This is a genomic window from Klebsiella sp. LY, from assembly GCF_004010915.1.
In the GTDB taxonomy this organism is placed as follows: domain Bacteria; phylum Pseudomonadota; class Gammaproteobacteria; order Enterobacterales; family Enterobacteriaceae; genus Klebsiella; species Klebsiella quasipneumoniae.
In genome coordinates this window covers 34,358-59,477 of sequence record NZ_CP022442.1, presented here as the reverse complement: position 1 = coordinate 59,477, position 25,120 = coordinate 34,358, and the positions used below count along the sequence as shown (strand labels likewise).

Sequence of the window (25,120 nt, the reverse complement as noted above, 5' to 3'; positions counted from 1 at the left end):
TCAGCCCGTTATTTCTCTGCGGGCTTTTGTTCTTATATTCCTCCGTTCCTTCCTGTGATGGCTTTATTTCCTGCTGTGTCCCTTTTTAAAACTGAAAAGGATTAAAAGCACACCCACACTGGACACCTTCGGCTCCTGGCCAGCTGCGCTGTCCAGTCGTCGAGCCACACTCCGCCAGGGCAGCTGCTTCGCACCCGCCGGGCTCCGCCGAACCCGCAAGCGGTTTCGGGCCTGACGGCTAGTGTCTGATGTCTGAGGTCAGGGTCAACGGCAGCGCTTGCTGCGACCGTTCCGGCCGCGCCGCTTTCACCGTGCCGGCGATAAAGCTGCCGGCACTCTGCAGGGCAACGCCGTTTCGCGCCCGCGCTCTTCGTCGTTGCGGCGGATGCCTGCTCCTTTCCCCTGGCGCCGTATCACCCGTTTGAGTCCATTCGCCGGGGCTGAGACAAGCACAGTCGCCATCATCCGTCCAGGGTAAATGGCACGCGGTAAACCGCGCCCTGGACAGCTGCTGTCGCCCGTGCTCGTTTACGCCCTCGCGGCGAACGGCTCTCAAACGGGTGAAGGTTTTATCCAGGGGGCAGGTTCAGCAGGTCCCCGCACAAAGTCAAAACCGCGGCCCCGGCAACTCAACGGGTGATGGTTTTAAAAGGCAGAAAAAACAGATAAAGGAGAAAGCTGGATGAGCACACAAAACGTCAACGTAAAACCCTCCACCAAAGAAAGCACAACCCTCCGGACTGACGGTTTTGTGCGCAACATTCATTCCCGAAACCCGTTCGATGTTATCCGCGCCGATGTAGTGCTGGAACGTATCGAGAAAAAGGCTGGTCGGAGCTGCGGGATGCATTACGAGCTGTATCAGGCCCATCTGCTGGGTGGTGCGCTGGATTATCTGGATGCGCTGCCGTTGAAAGACCGTCCGGTGTTAATGGGCGCTGCGGCAAAGCGCGGCTATCTGCTGACGCTAGCCGAAGAGGAACGCGCGCTGGAAGCACGGGATGTACTGATGAGTGAACTGGCGGCAAACGACTGCTGAGAAATAAACACGGATGGCGGCGTATCGCTGCCATCCCTTAAAGACCAGAGGTAACGCAAAATGAAAGTATACGGCAATCAACACTCATCAGAGGCTTTCTTCCGGGAAACTTCCCCATCCTGTTTTGAACCAAAAGCGGAAAAGGTGATCGCTTTTCATGGAAAAGATGCCAGTTACGCCTATAACGTGCTGGCCGATCTGAAAGCCGCAGGTGCTTCATATACGCGCCGGAATATCATCGCCGATATGTTCCGCCGTCTGGGCGTGGAATGAGGTCTGGGCAATGGAACACGTGAAAGGAAAAATCCAGCAGGGGGCAGGGAACGCCTATTTTGCAGGGATGCAGTGGCGCGGTATTACACTTGGACACGCCGATGCTGCAGCGCTTAATCAGTTTGATATCGATATCAGCAAAGCTCAGGCACCCGAAGCACGCACCTGGTTGCTTCAGAACAAAGCAGAATTCATAGCTCTGATCCTGGGCATTGAAGTCGTAAAGGTCGGGTAGTGAGAAGCTAGCTAACTTAGCTCTTGAGCTAAGTTAGCTTTTGAGCTAACGTGTGCACATACGGACCAGAGATTACATTCATGTTCACAGTCATCTTTCATGATGAGGCTGAAAAAGAGTTTACGGCTCTGCCTGCTGCCATTCGTGCAAAAATGGCCAGGCTACTCATGAAGCTGGAAGCAAACCCTCGCCAGCTACGCGAGCCAGATACCAAGCCGCTTGGAAACGGCCTTTTCGAAATACGTACAATGGGGGCAGATATCGCCCGCGGAATCTGGGTATATCAGAGTGGTGAACGTATTTTTCTACTTCGGATCTTTATCAAAAAATCGCCAAAAACGCCCCCGGCAGAAATAGATCAGGCACTTCGCAGACTGGAGGAAATGCAGAATGAAATATAAAACCCTTAGCCAGGTTCATACCGAAGCAATGAACGATCATGAGTACAGCGCGGCATTCGAGGCAGAAGAAGCCTCGGAGCTACTTCGGGAAACCTTAGCAACATGGAGAAAAGAAGCGGGTTTGACGTCGGCACAGGTTGCAGAACGTATGGGCATCAAAGCGCCTACTATCTCACGTATGGAGAAGAACGCTTCGCGAATGAGTATTCAGACGCTGGTTCGGTACGCCAGAGCCTGCGGTGTTAACTTTAAAATTCAGCAGGTTTGAATGATTAGCGATGCCAATAAAGCGGTGAATGACCTGGCGAGTATTGTCCCTCTGCTGGGTGGAAGTTCGTCCCGCAAAGATTACGAAGATGCACGTAAACTCGTTGAGTATCTTCTGGAACATGACCCGGACAGCCCGCTGGTTGATATACTGACTGCCCGCATTGATGCCTGGGAAAATAACGCGGTGGAATTTGAAGAATTTAATACGCGCATCGAAGCTGGTAAAAACGGTGTATCGTTGCTGCGGGTTCTTATGCAGCAACGCGGGCTTTCACAGTCCGATTTTGAAAACGAGATAGGCAACAAATCACTCGTCAGCCGGATCCTCAGTGGTGAACGCAGTCTGACCCTTGATCACATGCGGGCGCTGGCAAATCGATTTCAAATCCCGGTCTCGATGTTTGTTGACTGATTCGGGAACAGAGCAGGCGAAGGGGGCATCGGTCCCCGTCTGGCCGCGCCTCGAAAGGCCGCGCGCCTGCGGCGCCGGGAAAACCTGGCCGCGCTGACGCGCCGCCCGCATTTCCTTTCCGCGTCTTCCCTGTTTGCTGCCTGCTGTCTGTCTGCTTCCTCTTCTTCTCCCTGCTGTGATGTCTCTTTTTAAACCTTAAAGGCTTTAAAAGCACACCCATACTGGACACCTTCGGCTCCCGGCCAGCTGCGCTGTCCGGTCGTCGAGCCACACTCCGCTAACCGCGAAAAGACGCGGTAAGCTCCGCCGAACCCGCTACGCGGTTTCGGGCCTGGCGGCTAGTGTCTGATGTCTGAAGTCAAGGTCAACGGCAGCGCTTGCTGCGACCGTTCCGGCCGCGCCGCTTTCACCGTGCCGGCGATAAAGCTGCCGGCACTCTGCGGGGCAACGCCGTTTCGCGCCCGCGCTCTTCGTCGTTGCGGCGGGTGCCTGCTCCTTTCCCCTGGCGCCGTATCACCCGTTTGAGTCCATTCGCCGGGGCTGAGACAAGCACAACCCGTCTTGCTGTCCAGGGGACGGCAGGGCCTTTCGCAATAAATTTTTCCCGGCCATTCCGCTGCGCTTCATTAGACCGAAAAAAATTTCCCGCTCACCCCCGGACATCTGCACCGGGCCGTGCTCGTTTACGCCCTCGCGGCGAACGGCTCTCAAACGGGTGAAGGTTATATCCAGGGGGCAGGTTCAGCAGGTCCCCGCACAAAGTCAAAACCGCGGCCCCGGCAACTCAACGGGTGATGGTTAAAAAATTAAACAGGTGAAGGAGAATAATATGCGTTTAGCATCCCGATTTGGACTTACTCATTCCATTCGTCAGGAACGCCCACTGACTAACGATGAATTAGTCAAGGTTGTACCTTCTGTGTTTTCAGAAGAAAAGCATAATTCACGTAGTGATCGCTATACCTATATTCCAACCATTACACTGCTGGATAAATTACGTGAAGAAGGTTTCCAGCCATTTTTTGCCTGTCAGTCACGAGTAAGGGATGAGGATAAACGGGGGCATACTAAGCATATGGTAAGACTTCGCCGTGAAGGGGCCAATAAAGGAACAGAAGTACCCGAAATCATTCTTCTTAACTCGCATGATGGATCGTCCAGTTATCAAATGATCCCGGGTATGTTCCGTTTTGTATGCACAAATGGCCTTGTGTGCGGTACGTCGTTTGGTGAGATTCGTGTACCTCATAAAGGTGATATTGTGGGAAGGGTTATCGAAGGTGCTTACGAAGTTCTGGGAATTTTCGATAAAATAACTGAAGGCGTTGATGTCATGAAGTCTATTGCCTTAACCAAGGAAGAACAGCGTCTGTTTGGACAAGCTGCATTAACCTACCGATATGAAGATGAAAATAAATCTCCGGTCAGTATTGAACAGATAATTCATCCGCGCCGTTATGAAGATAAAAAAGATGACATCTGGACTACATATCAAAGGGTCCAGGAAAATCTGATTAAAGGCGGTTTGCCTGGCCGAACTGAAAAAGGGAAAAGAACAACAACCCGGCCAGTAAAAGCAATCGATGGTGATGTTAAACTCAATAAGGCATTGTGGTTAATTGCGGAGAAATTCCGCACTCTTAAAGGCTAATTATAAGCGCCGGGCAGCTGTCCGGCGTTTTGATGGTGGGAATACTTATGTTTGAATTTAAAGCTGTCTGTATCAGTATTTCACATATGGAAGAAGGTGATATCAGAGTTCTTCAGGTGCTTTCATCAACAACCAATTATCTAACTTGCGATAGTTACTTAGAGTGGATACATGATACACCTTATGGTTGTGTTATAAGGATGTATGATTTCAAACGCCATCTTCTGGCGCTAAAAAGAGGTGGGGTGTCAAAATTTTTACGCAAAAATCTCATACTAATGCACCGGGAGGGCGGGTATCTGCTTTTTCATTTTGATAGTGATGCCGATTATTATCCAGGTATAGATGCCGTAGATTTTTAAGAAATTCAAGCCTTCTTATATCAGAAGGTTTTTTAGTTCATGGCGATTTTCTGATCTTTAGAAGAAGTTCGTTTGCTTGCTTTGATAGCCGTGTAGTAGTAATGGATCTTCTTCGCATACTCGTAACGTCTTGCTGCCTGGCGCGGGGTCTTTTTGAAGCCTGCATTGTATGCCCCGACTGCATCCCACGAAACGCCCCACTTTTTAAACGCCTGAGCCAGATAATAGGCTCCGGTGTAGATGTTAAGACAAGCATCGCTAAGAAGATGATCCGGTTTTATTCCATATCGCGACAGTTCGTTGAAATGCTGCGAGTCAATTTGCATCAAGCCTGATCCATAACCCGTAACAGGATTACGCCCAATCGCATCAATTTTAAATCGTGATTCTTGCCATGATATAGCACGCAGGAGATCCGGATCAATTTTGTAATCCCTGCCAGCCATATCAAAGCAGTCTGCTGCCATTGATGACAATGGTATTAAAGACAGGATGATACCAAACGCTACTCCCTTCATGAATTCCCCTCCGTGCCAAATCCCGGAATAACCTTAACCCATCCAAGACCGAGACTCAACATATATGCACTCCTCACCACAAAATCACCACACCCCACGCAAAATTAAAATTTTGCAGATTGGTATTTGTAAACAGTGAGTTATGACAAAAATAATGTGCAGTACATTTATTTAATGTGTTAAAGCGATTCGCCTATGAATCTAAATAGATTCACTGGCGAATTGTATGGGATTCATTAGAGACTATTTTTTTGTAAAACATTTATTTACAAGAGCCATGAATCTATATTAGATTCGTGGCTAAAAGGATAGTGATTCGTGGAATGAATCGTCATTTCTATCATAGTGACTCTAATAGTGAATCGCGCAACATGCGTAGTTTTAGCACTTAGAGTTTTGTGGGTTATACGAGATTATAATTGTGAGGGACTATGGCTAAGATCCAAGTTTATGTAAATGACAAAGTTGCAGAGAAAATTAATGCGATAGCAGTTCAGCGTCGTGCTGAAGGTGCGAAAGAGAAAGATATTAGCTATTCAAGTATTGCATCGATGTTGCTTGAGCTTGGTTTGCGTGTCTACGAAGCCCAGATGGAACGCAAAGAATCCGGGTTTAATCAGATGGCATTCAATAGAGCGCTGCTTGAAAGCATGGTTAAAACACAGTTTACTGTGAATAAGGTGCTGGGGATTGAATGTTTGAGTCCTCATGTTCATGGTAACCCAAGATGGGAATGGTCAGGGTTAATAGAAAACATCCGGGATGACGTTAATGCTGTGATAGAGCAATTCTTTCCAAAAGTGGATGACACTGACAATGATTAGCGTAAGGCATTGCGAAATGTAATAATGGACCGTCTAGTTTTTTATTATAAGTTGAATAAATATACTTCTTTTTTGAGAATCTTTAGAAGAATGATCTAATCTATTTTGATGACATCCAGTTAAATGGGATTTATAATTCAAGAGCAACTGAAAATTTGAGAAACATTGGTGTAGAGAGATGCAACCTCTCTACACCAACTATCCATAGAACCCTTCTAAGGAGGAACCTATGTGTGCGATGGATCGTAGTGGTGATGACAGCTTAAGTCAATCGGTTAGGGATGCTCTTCTTCACATAAAGGGGTTGTATAACACCTCACCTGTCTCTGTTTGCGTAAGAAACCAACAACGCGATGTCCTATATTCCAATACATCATTTGAACAAATGTATGACTTTTTTAAAACAGAATGTGTAGCAGGTAGTTTCTCAGGATCATTTCATGAACTGGAGTTGATGCTTTCCCAGTTAGAACTTGATTGCATGGCGCTAGGTAAAGGTTGTGTGTTAAGTAAAATTTTTTCGTGTGGAAAATCAAATTTTCAAATTCGAATTGAGTGTATCAGTCTTTTGGATGATGATTTTTATTTTTTTTGGCAAATGAATCTTCTGATAACGGTTCCATTATCCAGCCGAAAAATGAAATTCATAAAATCAAAAGACATTCCGGATTTTGATGAGGCTATTGCAAGGATAAGTGATTTGAATATCATTCCTCTTTCATTTTATGTTCTTGGTTTTAGCTATATGGACATATCAAATTATATTTCTGTGCCTGAGAAGATTGTAAAAAAAAGGATCGATCGTGCTAAAGAGAAAGTATTGGAGGTTTATCCGTCTTTTAGAGCATTTGTAACGGATTGCTACAGGAGCAGGAAAATATATTTTTTTATTGAGAATGTTTATGAATATGTTATGTTAATAAATTGTTAAATTGGTTGGGGCAGTTTAGCCCCTTTATTTCCTGTGTCTTTCTGTGTAATGATTTGTCTATAAGGTTTCTAATCGGAGAAGCAGTGTGTCAAAGCGTTATACCAGCACTGGAAATAAGAATATTGTTTCCGTTTACCTTGATGACGACACTCATGCGCTTTTAGTTAGCGCAAAGAACCGTAGTGGCAGAACGAAGTCAACGGAAGTGGCGATGCGACTTAAAGATCATCTAAGACGCTTCCCCAATTATATTTTTTCTGAACAGAGCGAGGAGGAAGGAAGGTAAAGATATAAAAAATCAGGTTTAGATGTGATTTTCTACTAACGTATACATTCTCTTTAAAGGAAATAAATATGAATGCTGTATTAAGTGTTCAGGGCTCTGCTGTCTCTGAAAAAACCAAACCGTCTTTTATGTCCCGCGTTTTCAATAAAAAGAAAGCCCTGAAAGTCGCTAAAGTTGCGCTGCCGGTTGCTGCTGTGGCGGCGTTCTTCCCGGATGCTGCGATGGCCACCACCACGGCAACCGACCTGATGAAGTCCGGGGATGCGACCGTTAAAGGCACGTTTGGTAAGCAGTCCAGCGTCGTCAAATGGGTGGTTCTGGCGGAAGTTGTCGCCGGCGGCATCATGTACATGATGACCAAAAACGTGAAGTTCCTGTTTGGCTTCGCGATTATTTCCACCTTTATCACCATCGGTATGTCGGTCGCCGGTTACTGACAGGAAGCACGTGATGACGGGAGACGAATTAAAGCGATACCGTTTCCCGGAAACACTGACTAACCAGTCCCGCTGGTTTGGCTTATATCTCGATGAACTTATCCCGGCCGTGATTTGTCTCGGCTGGGGTTTCTGGACCAGCAAGTTCATATTTGGCATAGCTTCAGCGGTACTGGTTTTCTGGGGTATCAAGAAACTGAAAAAAGGGCGGGGCAGTTCCTGGCTACGCGACCTGATTTACTGGTATCTGCCAACCTCCCTTCTTAAAGGTTTCTTTCATGATGTTCCGGACTCCTGTTTCCGGCAGTGGATTAAATAAATCAACGGGGAAATAACATATGGAACATGGTGCCAGACAAAATACCACCCGCGTTATCGCTGTGGGATTTATCAGTCTGGGGACACTCCTGACCCTCAGTCTTGCGACCAATATTATCCAGGGCATAAATAATTACCGTCTGCAGACGGAACAGAAAGTGGCGGTGACACCGATGTTATTCCGTGCACCCTTTGCGGTGTCTCAGAACCAGGCTGACGCCTCTTATATTGAGCAGCTGGGCCTGTCCTTTGTTGCCCTGCGTCTGAATGTCACGCCGGAAACGGTTGATGCCCAGCATCAGCAGCTACTCCGGTATGTATTACCCGCCTCGCAGAACAGCCTCAAGGTCCAGCTGGCTGAAGATGCGAAACGCATTAAAGACAATAACGTTAATTCCACCTTTTATATGACGTCGATGCGTGCCTGGCCGGCAGAGAACCGCGTGGATATCCGGGGTGAGCTGAAAACGTGGATTGGGGATTCCAAACCCTACAGTGAAATTAAAAGCTATGTAATTCAGTTCAGTCGTGTCGATGGTGTCAGCTGGCTGGCGCGTTTTGGAGAAATAAATAATGAAAAAAATTAACCCGTTATTTATTTCAGGCTGTCTGCTGTTGGCCGCCCCCGCGATGTCCGCGACCCTCAGCGGTACGCTGGCGCCGACAGTGGTCCCCCTGACCAATGGTGGTCAGGCAAATATTGCCGTGAGTAACACCGACCCGAATCTGTTCACAGTACCTGGAGATCGCATCACGGCGATAAACAGCCTGGACGGTGGCCTGACAAACCAGGAGCAGACCGACAGCGGCGGTGCCATTCTGGCGACCGTCAGTAAAAAACCATTCACCTTCATTGTGGAAACCGAACGCGGGCTGAACTTCTCCATTCGTGCCGTGCCCCGTGCGGGCTCAGGCCGGACAATTCAGCTGGTCAGCGAGCTGGCGGGTACCCCCGGTCCGGCAAAAGCCTGGGAAGAGTCGAACCCCTATGAATCGTTACTGGTTTCGCTTAATCGCGCCGTGCGCCAGGGCAGCGTACCCGATGAGTATCAGTCTGTCCCCGTCACCTCTGAAGTGCTGCAGGTGCCGGCTGGTCTGCGCGCCACTGCCGACAGGGTCTGGGTCGGCCACCACCTGAAAGTCGTCCGTTACAGTCTGGATAACGTCTCCCTGTCGCCCCGTATGGTGCGTGAAAGCGATTTCTGGCAGCCCGGAACACGTGCCGTCATGTTCAGTACCCCGGCGGGCCTGCTGACTGCCGGTGGTCGCATGCAGATCTGGGTCACGACGTCAGATGAAGGAGTGAAGCGCTGATGGCCAACTTCAACACGCTGATCAAACGTAAGCAATATATCTGGCTGGGACTCATTCTGGCGGGCGGCGCGGCAGCAGTCGGAGGCGGGCTGTATCTGTCAGATCTGAACATGAGCTCTGATGAGGAAGCCCCGGCTCAGGGCGAACCCGCACCGGATATGACCGGGGTGGTCGACAGCAGCTTCAACAGTAAGGTGGAGCAGCACGCGACAACAGAAATGCAGGCGACTGCCGCTGATCTCAACAAGCGTTTTGACTCCCTGCAGGGGGAAGTGGACCTGCTGAGTAAGGCGCGAACCGCTGACCAGATACGTATCGACAAGCTCAGCAGTGACAATGAAGCCATGCAGACTCAGCTGAAGGCGCTGGGCGTGAAACCGGCTGTCTCTGGTGGCGAGCCCGCGCCGACTCCTCCGTCACCGCCACCCGGTCCGGAAGGGGAGCCGCAGCCAGCCAGTTATCCGCCGCAAACCGGCGCCGCGGTACCGCCTCCGACGGCATTCTATCCGGGGAATGGTATGACACCGCCGCCGCAGGTCAGCTACCAGTCTGTACCGGTACCAAACCAGATACAGCGTAAAACGTTCAGTTACGACAAAGGAAAAAAAACGAAGTCATTGCCGTACATTCCGTCGGGGAGCTTTGCAAAAAGTATGCTTATCGAGGGGGCAGATGCCAACGCGTCTGTTACCGGGAATGAATCAACTGTACCGATGCAGTTGCGTATCACTGGTCGCGTGGAAATGCCAAACAGCAAAACCTACGACCTGACAGGGTGTTTTGTGGGCCTTGAAGCCTGGGGCGATGTCTCCAGCGAACGCGCCATTGTCCGTACCCGCAATATCAGCTGTATCAAAGGTGATAAAACCATCGATCAGCCCATTAACGGCCACGTTTCCTTTATGGGGAAAAACGGGGTTAAGGGAGAGGTGGTGATGCGTAACGGAAAAATCCTCGGCTGGGCATGGGGGGCCGGTTTTGTTGACGGGATTGGTCAGGGCATGGAACGGGCTTCACAGCCGGCTGTTGGCCTGGGGGCAACCGCATCTGTTGGCGCCGGTGACGTTCTGAAAATGGGGGTCGGCGGTGGTGCATCTAAAGCTGCGCAGACGCTGAGCGAGTACTACATCAAAAGGGCCGAGCAGTATCACCCGGTCATTCCGATTGGTGCCGGCAACGAAGTGACCGTCGTGTTCCAGGATGGATTCCAGCTGAAAACGATTGAAGAGCTGGAAGCGGAAAAGAACGGGCAACAGCAGGCTCAGAATCAGGAGGCGGAGCCGGCACCGCAGGCTGATGCCCATCATCAGTCAGGCGGCGGTATGAACGGATTCAATACTGACGAGATGCTGAAGAAGCTGGGCAAACTTGATCCGCGGGAGTTCTCTCCGGGCGCAGCGCCGCAGGGGGAAAATAATGGCTAAGTCTCTTATTACGGCTGCCCTGTCAGCGCTGAGGGTAATTACACCGGGCAATTAAGGCAAATAACCCAATCAGGATGAACCTGAAAAATAACCGATAAATAGCGAGAAATATCATGAAGGAATTAATGCTGTTAATTCCTCTGGGCGGCGCTTTGCTCTTAACCGGGTGCGCGGGCACAGAGACTGAATTTCAATGTAATGCCACGACGTCGGATACCTGTATGACGATGGAGCAGGCAAATGAAAAAGCGAAGCTGAAAGAGGAACGCAGTGATGCAAAGCCGGCTGCGGCCGGGTTGCCACAACTGGCTGAGGGTAATTTCAGAACCACGTCAGTGAATTCGTACCCGTTGCCGCCACAGTCCAACCTGACCCAGGCCAGAGTGGCCGCGGAGAAAGATCGAGCACGTGCAGTGTACCTAAATAATCCAACGGCAAAGAATGAGGCAACATATTTCGAAACCGAGAAAAGGCTCCAGTCTTTGCCGGTAGTGAAAATGTCTTTACCAGTAGTGGCGTCAACGTTTACGTCACCGTCAACACCGCCAGGTAATTATCCCCGGCCATTAAGAAAAGGGGAGGAGACAACGTCATTGTGGATAGCGCCGTATGTGGATGCAGATGATGTATATCACCAGCCAGCAACGGTTCTTTTTGTCGTGACACCATCGGCGTGGGGACAACCTCGCCTTAATTGATTCACAGCGCCATTACTGGCGCTGCAGTAAGTTTACATTTCTGAATTATAACGAGTGCCCTCTGCGTTGAAAGGGATGGGCGGTAGCGTGTGAACTTAAAACTGATTACGAAAAATGAAAGGATTTCGAAAGTGACTGAGTCAATTAAATATCTCTGGATGCTTTTGTGCGAGGAATCGTCATATATTTTTATGTTGATGCTGATTGTTGGCACTGCCGCAGTTATGTCTTTCTTTTTACAGCGGTTGTTTGTGTCCTGGTGGGGTAAGTCAATCATTCTGATAATGTGTATTGTCGTCGCGATAACAGAAGTGTTTGTCTTTATTGAGCCTGAGTCAACATACAAACAGATTCAAACCAATAAACAGAATGTCATCTATACCCTGAAAAACTGCAGAGTCTCCGCATTTGAAGCACAGCAGGCAGGGTTTCTGGCTAAAGCAAAAGATGCCTGGTCTTGCCCGGATGGCGTAACACGGTATATGGATGTGAAATACAGGGATAAGACAGAGGTTAATAAACTTCGCACGGAAGGTAAGTAACGTTATGGATGAATTATTCAAATGGAAGATGGCGCTGTTATTTTTATTGGCAGGATATAGCCTGCTTTTTTCTACTGACAAGTATATAAATAAAGGCAATAAATTATGCATGCATTTATTTTTCTGGTGCTGATGACACCGAGTAGTGGCGGTGGGATTTGGGATGTTACTCCCATGCCTAATACTGATGTCTGCATAAAAATGCTACGGGTACTCGAAGAACGTGGAGGCAGAGGTTACGGAAGTAATACAGGAGAGTGCATTGAAATTAAAACCCGCGAGCCTTTAAGCAGCGTGATAGAAACATTGAATGAGGGTGAGTAAATGGCTGAATACCAGTTAAGTTTTGATGGTTTTGTTCGGCTTTTTTTTGCAATGGCAATCATTATCTGCGGTTACGGCTATGTAATTATTGGTGTTTTTATAAGAGATTCGCTTTCCTGTATTTTAATGTTGTTTGGACTTACAGGTCTCAGTGCTTTATTTTCTTTCATGGTATTCATGGATAAAAACATGTGGGCCGGTTCTCCTGATTTGACGCTGTCAGTAATAACGGGATTTTTTACAGCCACAGTGATCTTTTATATGTTTTATGTCTTGATTTATTACTTTGAACGGATGGGGGCAGGTGAATAGTAAGACCGATGGTCAGTATTAACAATCTCACGTTATTTGAAAGTATGCAGCATAAGGAATAAGAAAGTGAAAGCGTACTATATACTTGGACATAACGTTGCATGGCTTAACGGTATATGCCTGATTCTTTTTGTTATTGGTGTGGTCGGTGCGCTGGCAATGGTTGCCATCCCTGAAAAATTCAATCTTCGAGTTAACAGAGGCGATACATTCATATACTGTGCGCTTATAGCGGTGGTTGGGTTTTCCGGAATGTTCGTTATCTCCATTCACTCATTTTCGATGGATGAACTTGAAGCAGGTAGACACTGGAAAGATGACTGCCGGACACTTGAGGTAAACATGCCGACAGGCGCTTTTACCAGCCCTGTTAATAAACTGGACTGTGATGGCATCATCATTAATGTGCCTGGTGGGCAGTATTATTCCTATATCCATCAGTGGGAATTATATAAAGCTAACTCAAAATGAAATGCTGATTAACAAACTGGATTGACCGGTAGGGATGGAACAATGGAAAGACAGCAAGAAATTGGCCAGCAATTTGGTTTTTTGATTATTCTTTTTTTAATTGTGTTAACTGGGTATTCTTTGTGCAGTATATTGAAGATTCTCGCGATATGCAGCCCGCTACTCCAGAACAACTGCAAAGTATTATTCATTAGACACCTTGTGCAGGGCTTTGTTGAATAAATCAGATTTCGGGTAAGTCTCCCCCGTAGCGGGTTGTGTTTTCAGGCAATACGCACGCTTTCAGGCATACCTGCTTTCGTCATTTTGTTCAGCGCTCGTACCAGGGCCATAGCCTCCGCAACCTGACCATCGTAGTCACGCAGCGTCAGTGAACCCCCGAACAGCTGTTTTACCCGGTACATCGCCGTTTCCGCTATCGAGCGACGGTTGTAATCTGTTGTCCATTTCCACCGCGCATTACTCCCGGTCATTCGCTGATTAGCCACTGCACGGTTACGGTCTGCATATTCACCGGGCCAGTAACCCGCACCTTTTCGGGGAGGGATAAGCGCGCTGATTTTCTTACGCCGCAGTTCATCGTGACATAGCCGGGTATCGTAAGCGCCATCGGCGGCGGCTGACCTGATTTTCCGGTGGGTTTGCCGGATTAACCCGGGGAAGGCCTCTGAGTCCGTCACATTGTTCAGCGACAGGTCAGCGCAGATGATTTCATGTGTTTTACTGTCAACGGCGAGATGCAGCTTACGCCAGATACGACGGCGTTCCTGGCCATGCTTTTTGACTTTCCACTCGCCTTCACCGAAGACCTTCAGCCCGGTGGAATCAATTACCAGGTGTGCGATTTCACCCCGGGTGGGCGTTTTGAAACTGACATTAACCGACTTTGCCCGCCTGCTGACACAGCTGTAATCCGGGCAGCGTAGCGGAACGTTCATCAGAGAAAAAATGGAATCAATAAAGCCCTGCGCAGCGCGCAGGGTCAGCCTGAATACGCGTTTAATGACCAGCACAGTCGTGATGGCAAGGTCAGAATAGCGCTGAGGTCTGCCTCGTGAAGAAGGTGTTGCTGACTCATACCAGGCCTGAATAGCTTCATCATCCAGCCAGAAAGTTATGGAGCCACGGTTGATGAGGGCTTTATTGTAGGTGGGCCAGTTGGAGATTTTGAACTTTTGCTTTGCCACGGAACGGTCTGCGTTGTCGGGAAGATGCGTGATCTGATCCTTCAACTCAGCAAAAGTTCGATTTATTCAACAAAGCCCTTGTGCAGGTGAGGCGTTACGTTTAGCAATTCAAACTAACACAGGCACTTCGTCAGAGCCATTAACTTTCGGTGACGCAAAAAAGATGGCATCAGAATGCAAGTATAAAGAAGAGATTAAAGCAGTACGTGAAAAAAAACTTAACGCACTGAACGCTATGAGCAAATAATCAGGGGATGGATATGATGCTGTTTCTTCGAAAGTACGGATTTTTGTTTATACCTCCAGTCTACTGGCTCATCTATCTGGGAGCCAGACTGACTTACAATGGACTGGCAGGAGAGTTTTCTCCTGATTTCTTTCAGGGTATTCGACATGAAGGTGTCTATATTATCTGTAGTTTGTGTGTATTTTATTTTTTTTGCTTAGAGGTGGAAGTTGGTGATGGGGAGTTCTCAGCGAACATTCTGTTCCTGATTGTTTTCTTTCATGTGGTTTGTTTATTTATCACTCTGCTTGTTTGTCTGTGGAAAGGGGAGGTGTTGTTGGATTCGATCTTTATGGGTCAGATTATTGCCTCCATGTGTTTATTGTTTTTTATTCCAGTGCTTTCCATTATAAGAAGGAGTTTCTAGTGCGGATATGAATATTCTTCTTGCCATTTATTACCCTTGTTATTTTGAAATGCTCTTAAAGGAACGCCCGCATGAGTAATAACATCATCGATGCCGTCACCCAGGCAGTGAATTCACTGGTATCAGCACTGAAGCTGCCCGACGAATCCGCGAAAGCCAATGACACGCTGGGCAGCATGAATTTCCCCCAGTTCAGCCGTATTTTGCCCTATAAGGATTATGATTCCGCGACCGGGCTGTTTATTAATAACAAAACCATCGGTTTTATGTTTGAGGCGCGTCCTTTACCCGGTGCGGATAAAAGTATCGTCGCCACACTGGAGCATTTACTGCGCAGCAAACTTCCCCGGGGCGTCCCGGTCAGTTTTCATCTGGTCTCCAGCAAACTGGTCGGCAATGATATCGACTACGGTCTGCGTGAATTCCGCTGGAGCGGTAAACAGGCTAAGAAGTTTAACGCCATCACCCAGGCCTACTATCTCCGGGCAGCGGAGACGAAGTTCCCCCTGCCTCCTGCACTGGATTTACCCCTGACGCTGCGTAACTACCGCGTGTACATCTCCTGCTGCGTGCCCCGGAAGAAAAACTCCACCACGCAAATTGTGGAGATGGAGAACCAGATTAAAATCCTGCGGGCGTCACTGGGCGGTGCCTATATTCCGACGCGTATCCTTGATGCTGCCGGGCTGGTCGAACTGATGCGCGAGCTTATAAACCCGGACCCGCACGAGATGTACCGCGTACCGTATAAGCTGGACCCCTATCAGGATCTGAACTATCAGTGTGTCGATGACAGCTTTGATATGCAGGTCACCGCCGGTCATCTGAAAATTGGCCGCCTGGGGCGTGACGGGAAAGAGTGCGTAACCCGGGTGACGAGCTACCATCTGGAGAGTGATCCGGAAATGGCCTTCCTCTGGACCTCCGCGGATAACTACGCCAACCTGCTTAACCCGGAGCTCTCCATTTCCTGCCCCTTTGTCATTACGCTGACGCTGATGGTGGAGGACCAGGTGAAGACCCAGAATGAAGCCAACATGAAATTCATGGACGTGGAGAAGAAAAGCAAAACCTCCTACGCGAAGTTTTTTCCGAACGTGATAAAGGAAATGCAGGAGTGGGGCGATATCCGCCAGCGACTGGCGACCAACCAGACCTCCCTGGTGTCCTACTTCTTTAATATCACCACGTACACCGCAGACAGCACAGAGGCCTCTCTCGCCGCTGAACAGCAGGTGCTCAACAGCTACCGTAAAGGCGGTTTCCAGCTGATCCCGGCCCGCTACCATCACCTGCGTAACTTTCTGGCCATGATGCCGTTCAAGTGTGGTGAGGGCCTGTTTAAAGAGCTGCAGGCGGCAGGCGTGGTGAAGCGGGCGGAGACGTTCCAGGTGGCTAACCTCCTGCCGATCGTCGCTGACAGCCCGCTGGCGCCGGCGGGACTCCTGGCGCCCACCTACCGAAATCAGCTGGCGTTCATCGACCTGTTCTACGAGGGAATGAACAATACCAATTTCAACATGGCAGTCTGCGGGACGTCCGGGGCGGGTAAAACCGGTCTGATTCAGCCCCTCATTCGCAGTGTGCTCGACTCCGGCGGGTTTGCCTGGGTGTTCGACATGGGCGATGGCTATAAGTCCCTGTGTGAAAACATGGGGGGCGTATACCTCGATGGCGATACCCTCAAGTTTAACCCGTTCGCCAACGTGCTGGATGATGCTCACTTCGACATGTCAGCAGAACGTATACGCGATCAGATGTCTGTCATGGCCAGTCCGAACGGCAACCTCGATGAAGTCCATGAAGGCCTGCTTCTGCAGGCAGTGCAGGCGGCCTGGTTAAGCAAGCGTAATCATGCACGCGTTGATGACGTAGTGCAGTTTTTACAGGACGCGAAGGACAGCGATGAATATGCTGATTCCCCAACAATCCGGGGCCGTCTGGACGAGATGATAATCCTGCTCGATCAGTACACGGTAAATGGGATCTACGGGGACTATTTCAACTCAGATACACCAACACTCCACGAAGATGCCCGGATGGTGGTACTGGAGCTCGGTGGCCTGGAGTCGCGGCCATCTCTGCTTATCGCTGTGATGTTCTCATTGATTATTTACATCGAGAACAGGATGTATCAGTCACCGCGTGGCCTGAAAAAACTGAACGTCATCGATGAAGGCTGGAAGCTCCTTGATTTCAAAAATGAAAAAGTGGGTCAGTTCATCGAGAAAGGCTACCGTACCGCGCGTCGACATACCGGCGCATACATCACCATCACGCAAAATATCGTGGACTTCGACTCCCCGACCGCATCGAGCGCTGCACGCGCTGCCTGGGGGAACTCGTCATACAAGGCCATTCTGAAACAGTCAGCGAAGGAATTTGCCAAGTATAACCAGCTGTACCCGGATCAGTTCAGCAAGCTGGAGAAAGACATGATTAACGGCTTCGGTTCGGCCAAAGAGCAGTGGTTCAGCTCTTTTATGCTGCAGGTGGAAGCGAACTGCTCCTGGCACCGCCTGTTCGTCGACCCGCTCAGCCGGGCGATGTACTCCTCAAAAGGCCCGGATTTTGAGTACATGAAAGCGCGCCGGGAAGAGGGGGTCGATATCCACGATGCGGTGTACGGCCTCGCGTGTCGCAACTTTAAAGACGAAATGGCAGAGCTTGAATCCCGAATACCGGTGAATGACATGGAGGATAAACAGTGATGAAAAACAACACCGAACAGCCGGTCAGTACGAACTCTCATACCTTTCGCCGGATACCTGTCATCGTTGCTCTCGTGCTTTTCGCCCTGGCAACCAGCGCGTTTCTCTCACGCGTGGTTCTGGAGTACTCCACACCGCGGGTGGTGGCTTTTGATATGAAGAAGACGCTCGACAGCTTTATGGACAGTGTCAGTCAGAAGCAGCTGACAGAAGCGCAGTCAAAAGCGCTCTCTGACCGGTTTAACGACGCGCTGGAGAAGAGTCTGGCGGAGTATCAGCAGCAGCATCATGTGGTCATTCTGGTTTCACCTGCCGTGGTTCAGGGCGCGCCCGATGTGACCCGCAACATCCAGCACGACATTGCCCGCCGGATGAAAGGAGAACAGTAATGATACGACTGAAAGACTGTCTGCTCGCCGCCTGCCTGGTATCGCCGCTGACTCAGGCGGCTGATCTCGGTACCTGGGGGGATTTATGGCCCGTCCGGGAGCAGGACATGCTGCAGCTCATCACGCAGCGTCTGCAGTCACTGCAATCCTCTGGCCAGTGGGACCAGACGATGGATGCGTTTAAGCAGCGGGTTATCGAGAACAGTCAGCGCCCGGCACCGGTGGAGGGCATTAAGCGTGCGGAGAAATACGAGCAGCGCTGGTTTGATCCCAGCATCCGCCTGACCGAAGACCTGAAGGACAATGAGGGGCGGGTGTTTGCCCGCAAGGGCGATGTGGTGAACCCGCTTAAAACCGTACCGTTTGTCCAGACCCTGTACTTCATCAATGGAGACGATGCCGACCAGCTGGCCTGGATGAAGCGTCAGGTGCCGGAAACCCTGATGAGCAAAATTATCCTGGTGCGTGGCAGTATCCCGGACACCTCCGCAGCGCTGGACAGCCGGATCTATTTCGACCAGAACGGCGTACTGAGCAAGCGATTTGGCCTGACGGCGGTCCCGGCGCGGATCACGCCGGCGCCCTCCGGTGAACGGCTGAATATTGAGGTGTTTCCCGTCCGTTGACCCGTACGATTCCGAATTACGATTATTTGTCAGGTGATTATATGACTATTACTGAGATTACTCTCGCAGCATTAATTGTTGTTCAGTGGCTTACGGTGGTTCGACAAAATAAAGAAATTAACCACCGACGTGAATGTGAAAGGCTTCTGAAAGAAAAAATTGACGATTATGAATTACAGAATAGTCGGTATTGTCGGTATGTTGAAGGCAAAGCAAGTCATCTCATCAGCGATATGGAAAAGGATTTGGATGAGCTTTTTCTTTTAAAACCACATGATGAGGACTCGTTCTGGCGGAAGGTTTACAGACTGGAGTTTATTTCCAACGTGCTGAAGGATTTCGCTAAGGGACAGGATTTAAAAAAGCAGAAAGAAATAATCGATGGTGTAAACAACATCTGGGAAAAATACAGGGGAAGGGATAATCAATGAGAAAAATATCATTTTTGTTTATCCTCCTGTTTTTTTCGTTAGTCCCTCAGGTACATGCAGATCCGTCGTGTGAAGGTCGATTCGTCAACCCGATCACCGATGTGTGCTGGCGCTGCATATTTCCTTTATCACTCGGCAGCGTGCAGGTTGGTAAAGGCGATCTGCCTGATACCAGCAATCCGGGTAGTCCCCTGCAGCTGTGTCCGGCGCCGCCACCGATTTTTGTTCGCCCCGGCCTGGCCATCGGGTACTGGGAGCCGATGGCCATGACGGACGTCAGCCGTTCGCCTGGCTGTATGGTCAATCTGGGGGGCTTCAGTATCAATCTCGGCAAGACCGGTATGGGGACCGCGAGAAAGGACGACAAGCAGGTGAACGGCGCTTTTTATCACGTTCACTGGTACAAGTACCCGCTGACCTACTGGCTGAACATCATCACCTCCGCAGGCTGTCTGGAAGGCGGAGACATGGATATAGCCTATCTGTCCGAGATTGACCCGACCTGGGTGGACAGCAGCCTCACCACTATTCTGAATCCGGAAGCCATCCTGTTTGCCAACCCCATCGCACAGGGGGCGTGCGCGGCTGACGCTATGGCCAGCGCGTTTCATATGCCACTCGATATTCTGTTCTGGTGTGCCGGCTCTCAGGGTTCGATGTACCCGTTTAGCGGCTGGGTAAGCAACGAGTCCAGTCCGCTGCAGTCCTCGTTACTTGTCAGCGAGCGCATGGCGTACAAGCTTCACCGGCAGGGACAAATTATGGAGAGCATCGGGAAGGACAAGGCGGTCTGCTATGAGTATCCGTCCCCGATCATCCCCAAAGAGCGCTGGCGCTATCAGATGGTGAACATGTACCCGGACAGCGGCCAATGCCATCCCGTGGGGCGCAGCGTGATGCGCTGGGAGGCCGGTAAAAATCCACCCAACACCCGTAAGAACTATGGCTATCTGATGTGGCGTAAACGCAATTGTGTCTTTCTCTGACAGGAGTCTCTCATGAAATTAATGAATCTGTTTATGGTCATGCTTTTGCTGACCGGACGAGCGGTGTTGGCTGAAACCTCCTCTGTTACAGACAGAGAATGGCTGAAGCAGCAGGAGACCCTCAGCGAACAGCTGCGCCAGCATCCGGATAAACAGCTGCAGCAGGAGCTTGAGGCGCAAATCAACCGTAATCCTCTGCCCAAATCAGACCGCCAGTTTATCGATAATCTGGTCAGCCAGCAGAAAGCGGCGAATCAGGAAAAGCCAGCAGAAGGGGCGCTGTACTTTGTCTCCTTCTCGATACCTGAAGAGGGGCTGAAGCGGATGCTGCACGAAACCCGGCAGTACGGCATTCCGGCGACACTGCGTGGGCTCGTCAATAACGACATGAAGACCACCACTGACGCGGTGCTGCAGCTGGTGAAGGATGGCGTGACCGACGGCGTGCAGATCGACCCGACACTGTACACGCAGTACAGCATCCGGAGTGTGCCGTCTCTGGTGGTACGGTGTCAGGCCGGATATGACGTGGTACGCGGTAACATTCACGTCAAACAGGCGCTGGAGAAAGTGGCACAAACCGGTGACTGCGCACAGGTGGCCCGGCAAATACTTGATGCGCCCTCGAATGCCGCCGGGAGCCAGCCATGAAAGACAGACCGTACTTCATAGCGTTACCGGAAATGGTGAGGGATGAGGGAGGGCAGAAATGAAGACGGTTATTTCCGTGCTGACTGCGCATTTTTTTGTCCTGAGCGCCTTTATCTGGCTGGCATCCCCAGCCTGTGCTGACAGTGGAAGCGACTATAAAGCTGGTTCGGATTTTGCGAAACAGGTGCAGGGCAATGGTCTGAACTCACTGAAAAATTTCAGTGGTGAGCAAAACCTGCCGGGGTATACCGACAGCCCTGATCAGACAAAATACTATGGCGGCGTCACTGCCAGCGGAGACAGCTCTCTGAAAAGCGATTCAGCCCTGGAGTTCAGCCAGGGAGATACCGGCAAAGCGATTACGGAGTCGTTCACGAACCGGCCACCGGATCAGATATCTCAGGATGCGCCGTTTATTCAGGCCGCAAAGGATACAGAATCCCGTGCCGACAGCATTGTCGGCGATACCGGACAGTCCTGTACCGCCCAGGTTGTGAACCGCAGTGAGTTCACAAACCATACCTGCGAACGTGATCTGCAGGTGGAAAATTTTTGCACACGGGAAGCGACCCTGAAGGATAACGCCACCACACAGAAAGTTAACCGAACCTATCAGCAGGTGGTGACGCTGAATTATGCCCGGAGTACCCGGCAATGGAGTGGCAACCTGACGATCCCGACCAACGGTCGTCTGCTGAATGCCTCGGTGGATGGTGAGCCTCTGGTGATCCCCTGGATTGAAGAATGCGATTCCGAAGGGAAGGTGCGGGATAGCTGCAAGAGTGCAGTGAGTGAAAGCCTGACCCTCTTTGAACGAACGTTCCCCATTGATGTGATCAACTGGCCACGTTCAGAATCGATGTGTTCAGGCGGTCAGAACACGCATTGTACGAAATATACCTATGACGGGAAGGGGAAGATTCATCAGTCGTTTGGTGTGGACAAAGCGGTCACTGCTGGGCAGAACTTTTCAGTAAGCAAAACATCACGGACCGTATCATCGGCCAGCCAGAAACCCGTACAGGTCACGGTCACCCTGGTGATGGAAGAAACCGAAACCGTCTATGCACCTGAAGTCGTCTGGGTTGAAAGCTGTCCGTTCAGTAAGGATGAAGGAAAAAAAACGGGCGAGGAATGTATCAGTCCGGGAGGAACGCGAACCATCACCCTCGGAGGCAGGGATTACTCGTTCACGGAGGCCTGCTGGAAATATAAGGATACCTGGCTCACGCAGCCGGCGGACAACGGCTCCTGTGAAAGCCTGATGAAAAATACGGCCTGTACTCTGTCATCCCGCCAGTGCGCCTTCTCCAGCGAGGAAGGCACGTGCCTGCATGAATATGCAACGTATTCCTGCGAAACCAGGACGAGTGGCAAGCAAATGATCTGCGGCGGTGATGTCTTCTGCCTTGATGGTGAATGTGACAAAGCCACGTCCGGGAAGAGCAACGACTTTGGGCAGGCGGTGTCTGAGCTGGCGGCACTGGCTGCCGCGGGGAAGGACGTCGCGGCACTGAACGGGGTGGATGTCCGGGCATTCACCGGAAAAGCGAAGTTCTGTAAGAAGTTTGCTGCCGGCTTCAGTAACTGCTGCAAAGACAGCGGCTGGGGCCAGGATGTGGGGCTGGCACGCTGCAGCAGCGAGGAAAAGGCGCTGGCCAAAGCGAAAAAAGACAAGCTGACGGTCAGTATAGGGGAATTCTGCTCTAAAAAGGTTCTGGGGATTTGCCTGGAGAAAAAAAGGAGCTATTGCCAGTTCGACTCAAAACTGGCGCAGATCGTTCAGCAGCAGGGAAGAAACGGTCAGCTGCATATCGGTTTTGGCGGCGCCAGCAGTCCTGACTGTCGGGGCATTACCGTCGTGGAACTCCAGGGGATTGATTTTAACAAGCTGGATTTCACCAACTTTATGGACGACCTGATGAAAAATCAAAAAATACCGGAAAACGATGTGCTCACCAATAAGACCAGAGAACGAATTAAGGAAATCATGAGTCAGCAATCCGCGCAATAAACCATGCTGCCTAATAAAGAGACCGATAATCATGAAAATGAGTTTTCACAAAAAGCCTGTTATTGATTTTGTCCTGAGATTAACGCTAACAATAATCATTATTTCTCCGGTGATTTATTTCTCCTGGGATGCCGTCAAAGGGACGTCGGGAAGTGATTATGTCGAAAGTGTGGTCTTTATTCTTATGGCTGGGTTTGCCATGTCTGTGTGTTATTTGTTTTTCTCAGTCCTGGAGAAAGTTATAAATGCAAGGAAAAGCAAAGATGAATCGATATATCACGATTGAGAAATTTATAGACATTCTGAATGAAGAGAATTTACCCCAGGAGCATCATGTTATGGTGCTGGCTGTTCTTGCGGATATCTCTCTGCATACAGACAGGTTCCTGATTAACTCGTCCGAACTGGTTCAGATGGCCGCTCAGTACTCACCTGCTTTCCAGAAACTGCCAGCGGACCGGCAGGCTTTTATATCTTCAGTACTGAGCATGCCGCTATTCCTTATTATGTGACCAGGAGAGTCAATGGAAGAGAAAAAAGCATACGGGCTGGTCATGGTGTTTGTCGGGGTGTTTGTCTTTCTCCTGGTCAGCATTATGTCGTACAGCCTGTGGCGGGACAGGCAGGTTAACGCATTTATGACAACCAACCGGGCCTGGGGGATCCAGTGCGACACTGTTTCTCAGGCCGCGTGGGTGATCAGGGACGGGGAGCGGGTGGACCTTCAGATAAATTATCTGCCTCTGTACTGCAGCGGTTATCGCTTTGAAGCCCGTGATGATGCAGGAAAGGTACAGCGCCAGCTCGATAAATACAGTGTCTATCAGCATCTGTCACGCCAGTCGCATTAATTCATAAAAGGGTATTTGCCATGCGAACAATACATGCCGCCATGCTGGCGGGGTGCCTTTGCTGCGCCCTGATGCCGGCTTTCGCCAAAGACGCGGGCTGGCAGTGGTACAACGAGAAACTGAAGCCCCGTGATGAGGACAGGAAAGCCGTACCAGCGGCACCACCGCCGCAAATGGATATTCTGGAGAAACTCGCCACACTCCAGGCGGCCACCAAACGGTCGTTGTACGAAGCCATTCTGTATCCATCGTCTGAAAACTTCGTGAAGTATTTCCGGCTGCAGAACTACTGGACGCAGCAGGCAGGTTTGTTCTCGATGAGTGCGAAGAAAGCCATGCTGGAAAACCCCGAACTCGATTACAACCTGCAGTACAGCCACTACAACGGCACGGTAAAAAACCAGCTCGCTGCCGACTATGCCGAACAGCGACAGGCTATCTCCACCCTCGCACAGCACTACGGCGTGATGTTCTTCTACCGGGGCCGGGAAGCGATCGATGGCCAGCTGGTCCAGGTGATTAAAAATTTTCGCGAAACCTATGGCCTGAGCGTGATACCGGTGTCGGTTGACGGAGTGATTAACCCCATGCTTCCCGACAGCCGGACGGACCAGGGCCAGGCAGAGCAGCTTGGCGTGAAGTTCTTCCCCGCGATGATGCTGGTTAACCCGAAAAGTGGCCAGGTGAAGCCTCTCAGTTACGGCTTTATCAGTCAGGACGACCTGGCGAAACAGTTCCTCTATGTCTCCAGCGACTTTAAACCGAATTTCTAAGGAGTGTGTCATGCGAAATATTCGTTTTCCGGATTTAGATATCACCGGGATGTGGGTGCTGGCCGTGGGCGTGTTTTTCCACCTGATAGCCCGGCTTGTCAGAAAACAGCCTGAGCTGGCCGTCCAGGCCGGGGAAATCTTCGGGCTGGGTATGGTGGTGTTCGGGGGATACCGCATTCTAAACGCCCTGATTGCTGAAGCCGAAAAAGAGGAGAAAGCCTGTGAAAAACAGCCTGATGAACCTCGCTAAGACGCCGCTGGCGGCACTGGCTCTTTCCCTTGCACTGGCCGGGGTGGCACATGCGGGAACGCTCGATGAGGTGAAGTCGCTCTGGGATCCGCGGGGTATCTCCGGTACTGAAACGGCCTCCCCGCAGAGCGACACTCCCCAGGCGGTGAGCGGGGCATCTCAGCCACGCTGGTTACGACTCAGCAACGGAAAGCAGGTGGACCTGCGCGACTGGAAAGTGGTGCTGTTCATGCAGGGACACTGTCCCTACTGTCATAAGTTTGACCCGGTGCTGAAGCAGCTGGCCGGACAGTATGGCTTCTCCGTGTTCTCTTACACCATTGACGGACAGGGTGATGACGCGTTTCCGGAAGCGCTGCCGGCGCCTCCTGACGTGATGCAGACCTTTTTCCCCAATATCCCGGTGGCCACGCCGACTACGTTTCTGGTGAACGTAAACACGCTGGCAGCGTACCCGATCCTGCAGGGCGCCACGGATGCACAGGGCTTTATGGCCAGAGTGGATACGGTATTTCAGATGATGCACTGAGTCTCTGTTATATCCGGTCTTAGCAAG

Annotated in this window: 37 protein-coding genes; 35 read left to right on the top strand and 2 right to left on the bottom strand. The window is 50.4% G+C overall.

Going from position 1 to position 25,120, the window contains the following annotated elements; genetic code table 11:
• Window positions 1–682: 682 nt before the first annotated feature.
• From CE636_RS02175 to CE636_RS02125, 8 genes are all read left to right on the top strand, one after another.
• Window positions 683–1,039, top strand: coding sequence for a hypothetical protein (locus tag CE636_RS02175; protein WP_013023814.1), 357 nt, complete (start codon window positions 683–685; stop codon window positions 1,037–1,039).
• A gap of 60 nt (window positions 1,040–1,099) precedes the next feature.
• Window positions 1,100–1,312 (top strand): hypothetical protein, encoded by a 213-nt coding sequence (locus CE636_RS02170; protein ID WP_013023815.1) that lies wholly within the window; start codon window positions 1,100–1,102, stop codon window positions 1,310–1,312.
• Between the two features lie 10 nt (window positions 1,313–1,322).
• Complete coding sequence (locus CE636_RS02165) at window positions 1,323–1,547, top strand: hypothetical protein (RefSeq protein ID WP_004152719.1); 225 nt, start codon at window positions 1,323–1,325, stop codon at window positions 1,545–1,547.
• Between the two features lie 80 nt (window positions 1,548–1,627).
• Window positions 1,628–1,948 carry a type II toxin-antitoxin system RelE/ParE family toxin gene (locus tag CE636_RS02160; protein WP_004152720.1) on the top strand — a complete coding sequence of 107 codons (321 nt, stop codon included), beginning with the start codon at window positions 1,628–1,630 and terminating at the stop codon, window positions 1,946–1,948.
• Entirely contained in the window at window positions 1,938–2,216 is a 279-nt protein-coding gene (locus CE636_RS02155) for a helix-turn-helix domain-containing protein (protein WP_004152721.1), read from the top strand. Before CE636_RS02160 ends, CE636_RS02155 begins: the two co-directional genes overlap by 11 nt.
• Window positions 2,217–2,630, top strand: coding sequence for a helix-turn-helix domain-containing protein (locus tag CE636_RS02150; RefSeq protein ID WP_013023817.1), 414 nt, complete (start codon window positions 2,217–2,219; stop codon window positions 2,628–2,630). It begins immediately after the preceding gene.
• Between the two features lie 829 nt (window positions 2,631–3,459).
• Window positions 3,460–4,281 (top strand): DUF932 domain-containing protein, encoded by an 822-nt coding sequence (locus CE636_RS02130; protein ID WP_004152492.1) that lies wholly within the window; start codon window positions 3,460–3,462, stop codon window positions 4,279–4,281.
• 32 nt (window positions 4,282–4,313) lie between these two features.
• Complete coding sequence (locus CE636_RS02125) at window positions 4,314–4,643, top strand: DUF5983 family protein (RefSeq protein ID WP_011977736.1); 330 nt, start codon at window positions 4,314–4,316, stop codon at window positions 4,641–4,643.
• 32 nt (window positions 4,644–4,675) lie between these two features.
• Here CE636_RS02125 and CE636_RS02120 read toward each other — a convergent pair whose 3' ends face one another.
• Window positions 4,676–5,161, bottom strand: coding sequence for a transglycosylase SLT domain-containing protein (locus CE636_RS02120; protein ID WP_001568108.1), 486 nt, complete (start codon window positions 5,159–5,161; stop codon window positions 4,676–4,678).
• Between the two features lie 431 nt (window positions 5,162–5,592).
• Here CE636_RS02120 and traM point away from each other — a divergent pair, with 431 nt between their 5' ends.
• The 13 genes from traM to CE636_RS02055 all read left to right on the top strand — a co-directional run bounded on the left by traM (window position 5,593) and on the right by CE636_RS02055 (window position 13,042).
• Window positions 5,593–5,985 (top strand): conjugal transfer relaxosome DNA-binding protein TraM, encoded by a 393-nt coding sequence (traM, locus tag CE636_RS02115; RefSeq protein ID WP_004194114.1) that lies wholly within the window; start codon window positions 5,593–5,595, stop codon window positions 5,983–5,985.
• A 229-nt stretch (window positions 5,986–6,214) separates the two neighbouring features.
• Complete coding sequence (locus tag CE636_RS02110; RefSeq protein ID WP_004194113.1) at window positions 6,215–6,916, top strand: hypothetical protein; 702 nt, start codon at window positions 6,215–6,217, stop codon at window positions 6,914–6,916.
• An 85-nt stretch (window positions 6,917–7,001) separates the two neighbouring features.
• Entirely contained in the window at window positions 7,002–7,202 is a 201-nt protein-coding gene (locus CE636_RS02105) for a TraY domain-containing protein (RefSeq protein ID WP_004194116.1), read from the top strand.
• Between the two features lie 68 nt (window positions 7,203–7,270).
• Window positions 7,271–7,639: a type IV conjugative transfer system pilin TraA gene (gene traA, locus CE636_RS02100; RefSeq protein WP_004194426.1), complete on the top strand. Its 369-nt coding sequence runs from the start codon at window positions 7,271–7,273 to the stop codon at window positions 7,637–7,639.
• Between the two features lie 13 nt (window positions 7,640–7,652).
• Window positions 7,653–7,958, top strand: a complete 306-nt coding sequence (gene traL / locus CE636_RS02095; RefSeq protein WP_004144424.1) for a type IV conjugative transfer system protein TraL — start codon at window positions 7,653–7,655, stop codon at window positions 7,956–7,958.
• 19 nt (window positions 7,959–7,977) lie between these two features.
• Complete coding sequence (gene traE, locus CE636_RS02090; protein ID WP_004144423.1) at window positions 7,978–8,544, top strand: type IV conjugative transfer system protein TraE; 567 nt, start codon at window positions 7,978–7,980, stop codon at window positions 8,542–8,544.
• Entirely contained in the window at window positions 8,531–9,271 is a 741-nt protein-coding gene (traK, locus tag CE636_RS02085; RefSeq protein WP_013023821.1) for a type-F conjugative transfer system secretin TraK, read from the top strand. Before traE ends, traK begins: the two co-directional genes overlap by 14 nt.
• Window positions 9,271–10,695 carry an F-type conjugal transfer pilus assembly protein TraB gene (traB, locus tag CE636_RS02080; RefSeq protein WP_004194260.1) on the top strand — a complete coding sequence of 475 codons (1,425 nt, stop codon included), beginning with the start codon at window positions 9,271–9,273 and terminating at the stop codon, window positions 10,693–10,695. Before traK ends, traB begins: the two co-directional genes overlap by 1 nt.
• Window positions 10,696–10,808: 113 nt before the next feature.
• Entirely contained in the window at window positions 10,809–11,393 is a 585-nt protein-coding gene (gene traV, locus CE636_RS02075) for a type IV conjugative transfer system lipoprotein TraV (protein ID WP_013023822.1), read from the top strand.
• A 131-nt stretch (window positions 11,394–11,524) separates the two neighbouring features.
• Entirely contained in the window at window positions 11,525–11,935 is a 411-nt protein-coding gene (locus CE636_RS02070; RefSeq protein ID WP_009309869.1) for a hypothetical protein, read from the top strand.
• A 105-nt stretch (window positions 11,936–12,040) separates the two neighbouring features.
• Entirely contained in the window at window positions 12,041–12,259 is a 219-nt protein-coding gene (locus CE636_RS02065; protein WP_015344987.1) for a hypothetical protein, read from the top strand.
• Entirely contained in the window at window positions 12,260–12,571 is a 312-nt protein-coding gene (locus tag CE636_RS02060) for a hypothetical protein (protein WP_015344986.1), read from the top strand.
• Window positions 12,572–12,637: 66 nt separating this feature from the next.
• The gene (locus CE636_RS02055) at window positions 12,638–13,042 is read left to right on the top strand and encodes a hypothetical protein (RefSeq protein WP_004197817.1); all 405 of its coding nucleotides are present in this window, start codon (window positions 12,638–12,640) and stop codon (window positions 13,040–13,042) included.
• A 263-nt stretch (window positions 13,043–13,305) separates the two neighbouring features.
• Here CE636_RS02055 and CE636_RS02050 read toward each other — a convergent pair whose 3' ends face one another.
• The gene (locus tag CE636_RS02050) at window positions 13,306–14,274 is read right to left on the bottom strand and encodes an IS5-like element IS903B family transposase (protein WP_077256550.1); all 969 of its coding nucleotides are present in this window, start codon (window positions 14,272–14,274) and stop codon (window positions 13,306–13,308) included.
• 209 nt (window positions 14,275–14,483) lie between these two features.
• On the opposite strand from CE636_RS02050, the gene CE636_RS02045 reads away from it, so the two are divergent.
• The 14 genes from CE636_RS02045 (at window position 14,484) to trbB (ending at window position 25,093) form a co-directional block, all read left to right on the top strand.
• Complete coding sequence (locus tag CE636_RS02045; RefSeq protein ID WP_013609531.1) at window positions 14,484–14,882, top strand: hypothetical protein; 399 nt, start codon at window positions 14,484–14,486, stop codon at window positions 14,880–14,882.
• A 71-nt stretch (window positions 14,883–14,953) separates the two neighbouring features.
• Window positions 14,954–17,593: a type IV secretion system protein TraC gene (gene traC / locus CE636_RS02040; RefSeq protein WP_013023824.1), complete on the top strand. Its 2,640-nt coding sequence runs from the start codon at window positions 14,954–14,956 to the stop codon at window positions 17,591–17,593.
• Window positions 17,593–17,982, top strand: a complete 390-nt coding sequence (gene trbI, locus CE636_RS02035; protein WP_004197815.1) for a type-F conjugative transfer system protein TrbI — start codon at window positions 17,593–17,595, stop codon at window positions 17,980–17,982. The genes traC and trbI overlap by 1 nt, the downstream gene beginning before the upstream one ends.
• Window positions 17,982–18,608 carry a type-F conjugative transfer system protein TraW gene (gene traW, locus CE636_RS02030; protein WP_009309871.1) on the top strand — a complete coding sequence of 209 codons (627 nt, stop codon included), beginning with the start codon at window positions 17,982–17,984 and terminating at the stop codon, window positions 18,606–18,608. The genes trbI and traW overlap by 1 nt, the downstream gene beginning before the upstream one ends.
• A 41-nt stretch (window positions 18,609–18,649) precedes the next feature.
• Window positions 18,650–19,039 carry a hypothetical protein gene (locus CE636_RS02025; protein WP_004194992.1) on the top strand — a complete coding sequence of 130 codons (390 nt, stop codon included), beginning with the start codon at window positions 18,650–18,652 and terminating at the stop codon, window positions 19,037–19,039.
• The gene (traU, locus tag CE636_RS02020) at window positions 19,036–20,025 is read left to right on the top strand and encodes a conjugal transfer pilus assembly protein TraU (protein ID WP_009309872.1); all 990 of its coding nucleotides are present in this window, start codon (window positions 19,036–19,038) and stop codon (window positions 20,023–20,025) included. Before CE636_RS02025 ends, traU begins: the two co-directional genes overlap by 4 nt.
• A gap of 12 nt (window positions 20,026–20,037) precedes the next feature.
• Window positions 20,038–20,676 carry a type-F conjugative transfer system pilin assembly protein TrbC gene (gene trbC, locus CE636_RS02015; protein ID WP_011977786.1) on the top strand — a complete coding sequence of 213 codons (639 nt, stop codon included), beginning with the start codon at window positions 20,038–20,040 and terminating at the stop codon, window positions 20,674–20,676.
• A 58-nt stretch (window positions 20,677–20,734) separates the two neighbouring features.
• Complete coding sequence (gene traN, locus CE636_RS02010; protein ID WP_017900857.1) at window positions 20,735–22,690, top strand: type-F conjugative transfer system mating-pair stabilization protein TraN; 1,956 nt, start codon at window positions 20,735–20,737, stop codon at window positions 22,688–22,690.
• Window positions 22,691–22,721: 31 nt separating this feature from the next.
• Window positions 22,722–22,976 (top strand): conjugal transfer protein TrbE, encoded by a 255-nt coding sequence (locus tag CE636_RS02005; RefSeq protein WP_004152674.1) that lies wholly within the window; start codon window positions 22,722–22,724, stop codon window positions 22,974–22,976.
• Window positions 22,954–23,202, top strand: coding sequence for a hypothetical protein (locus tag CE636_RS02000; protein WP_004152675.1), 249 nt, complete (start codon window positions 22,954–22,956; stop codon window positions 23,200–23,202). Before CE636_RS02005 ends, CE636_RS02000 begins: the two co-directional genes overlap by 23 nt.
• A 12-nt stretch (window positions 23,203–23,214) precedes the next feature.
• Window positions 23,215–23,541: a hypothetical protein gene (locus CE636_RS01995; protein ID WP_004152676.1), complete on the top strand. Its 327-nt coding sequence runs from the start codon at window positions 23,215–23,217 to the stop codon at window positions 23,539–23,541.
• A 20-nt stretch (window positions 23,542–23,561) separates the two neighbouring features.
• On the top strand, window positions 23,562–24,314 hold the full coding sequence (gene traF, locus CE636_RS01990) for a type-F conjugative transfer system pilin assembly protein TraF (RefSeq protein WP_004152677.1): 753 nt from the start codon (window positions 23,562–23,564) through the stop codon (window positions 24,312–24,314).
• Window positions 24,315–24,324: 10 nt separating this feature from the next.
• Window positions 24,325–24,564 (top strand): type-F conjugative transfer system pilin chaperone TraQ, encoded by a 240-nt coding sequence (gene traQ / locus CE636_RS01985; protein WP_004144400.1) that lies wholly within the window; start codon window positions 24,325–24,327, stop codon window positions 24,562–24,564.
• Complete coding sequence (trbB, locus tag CE636_RS01980) at window positions 24,536–25,093, top strand: type-F conjugative transfer system pilin assembly thiol-disulfide isomerase TrbB (RefSeq protein WP_013214031.1); 558 nt, start codon at window positions 24,536–24,538, stop codon at window positions 25,091–25,093. Before traQ ends, trbB begins: the two co-directional genes overlap by 29 nt.
• Window positions 25,094–25,120 lie beyond the last annotated feature (27 nt).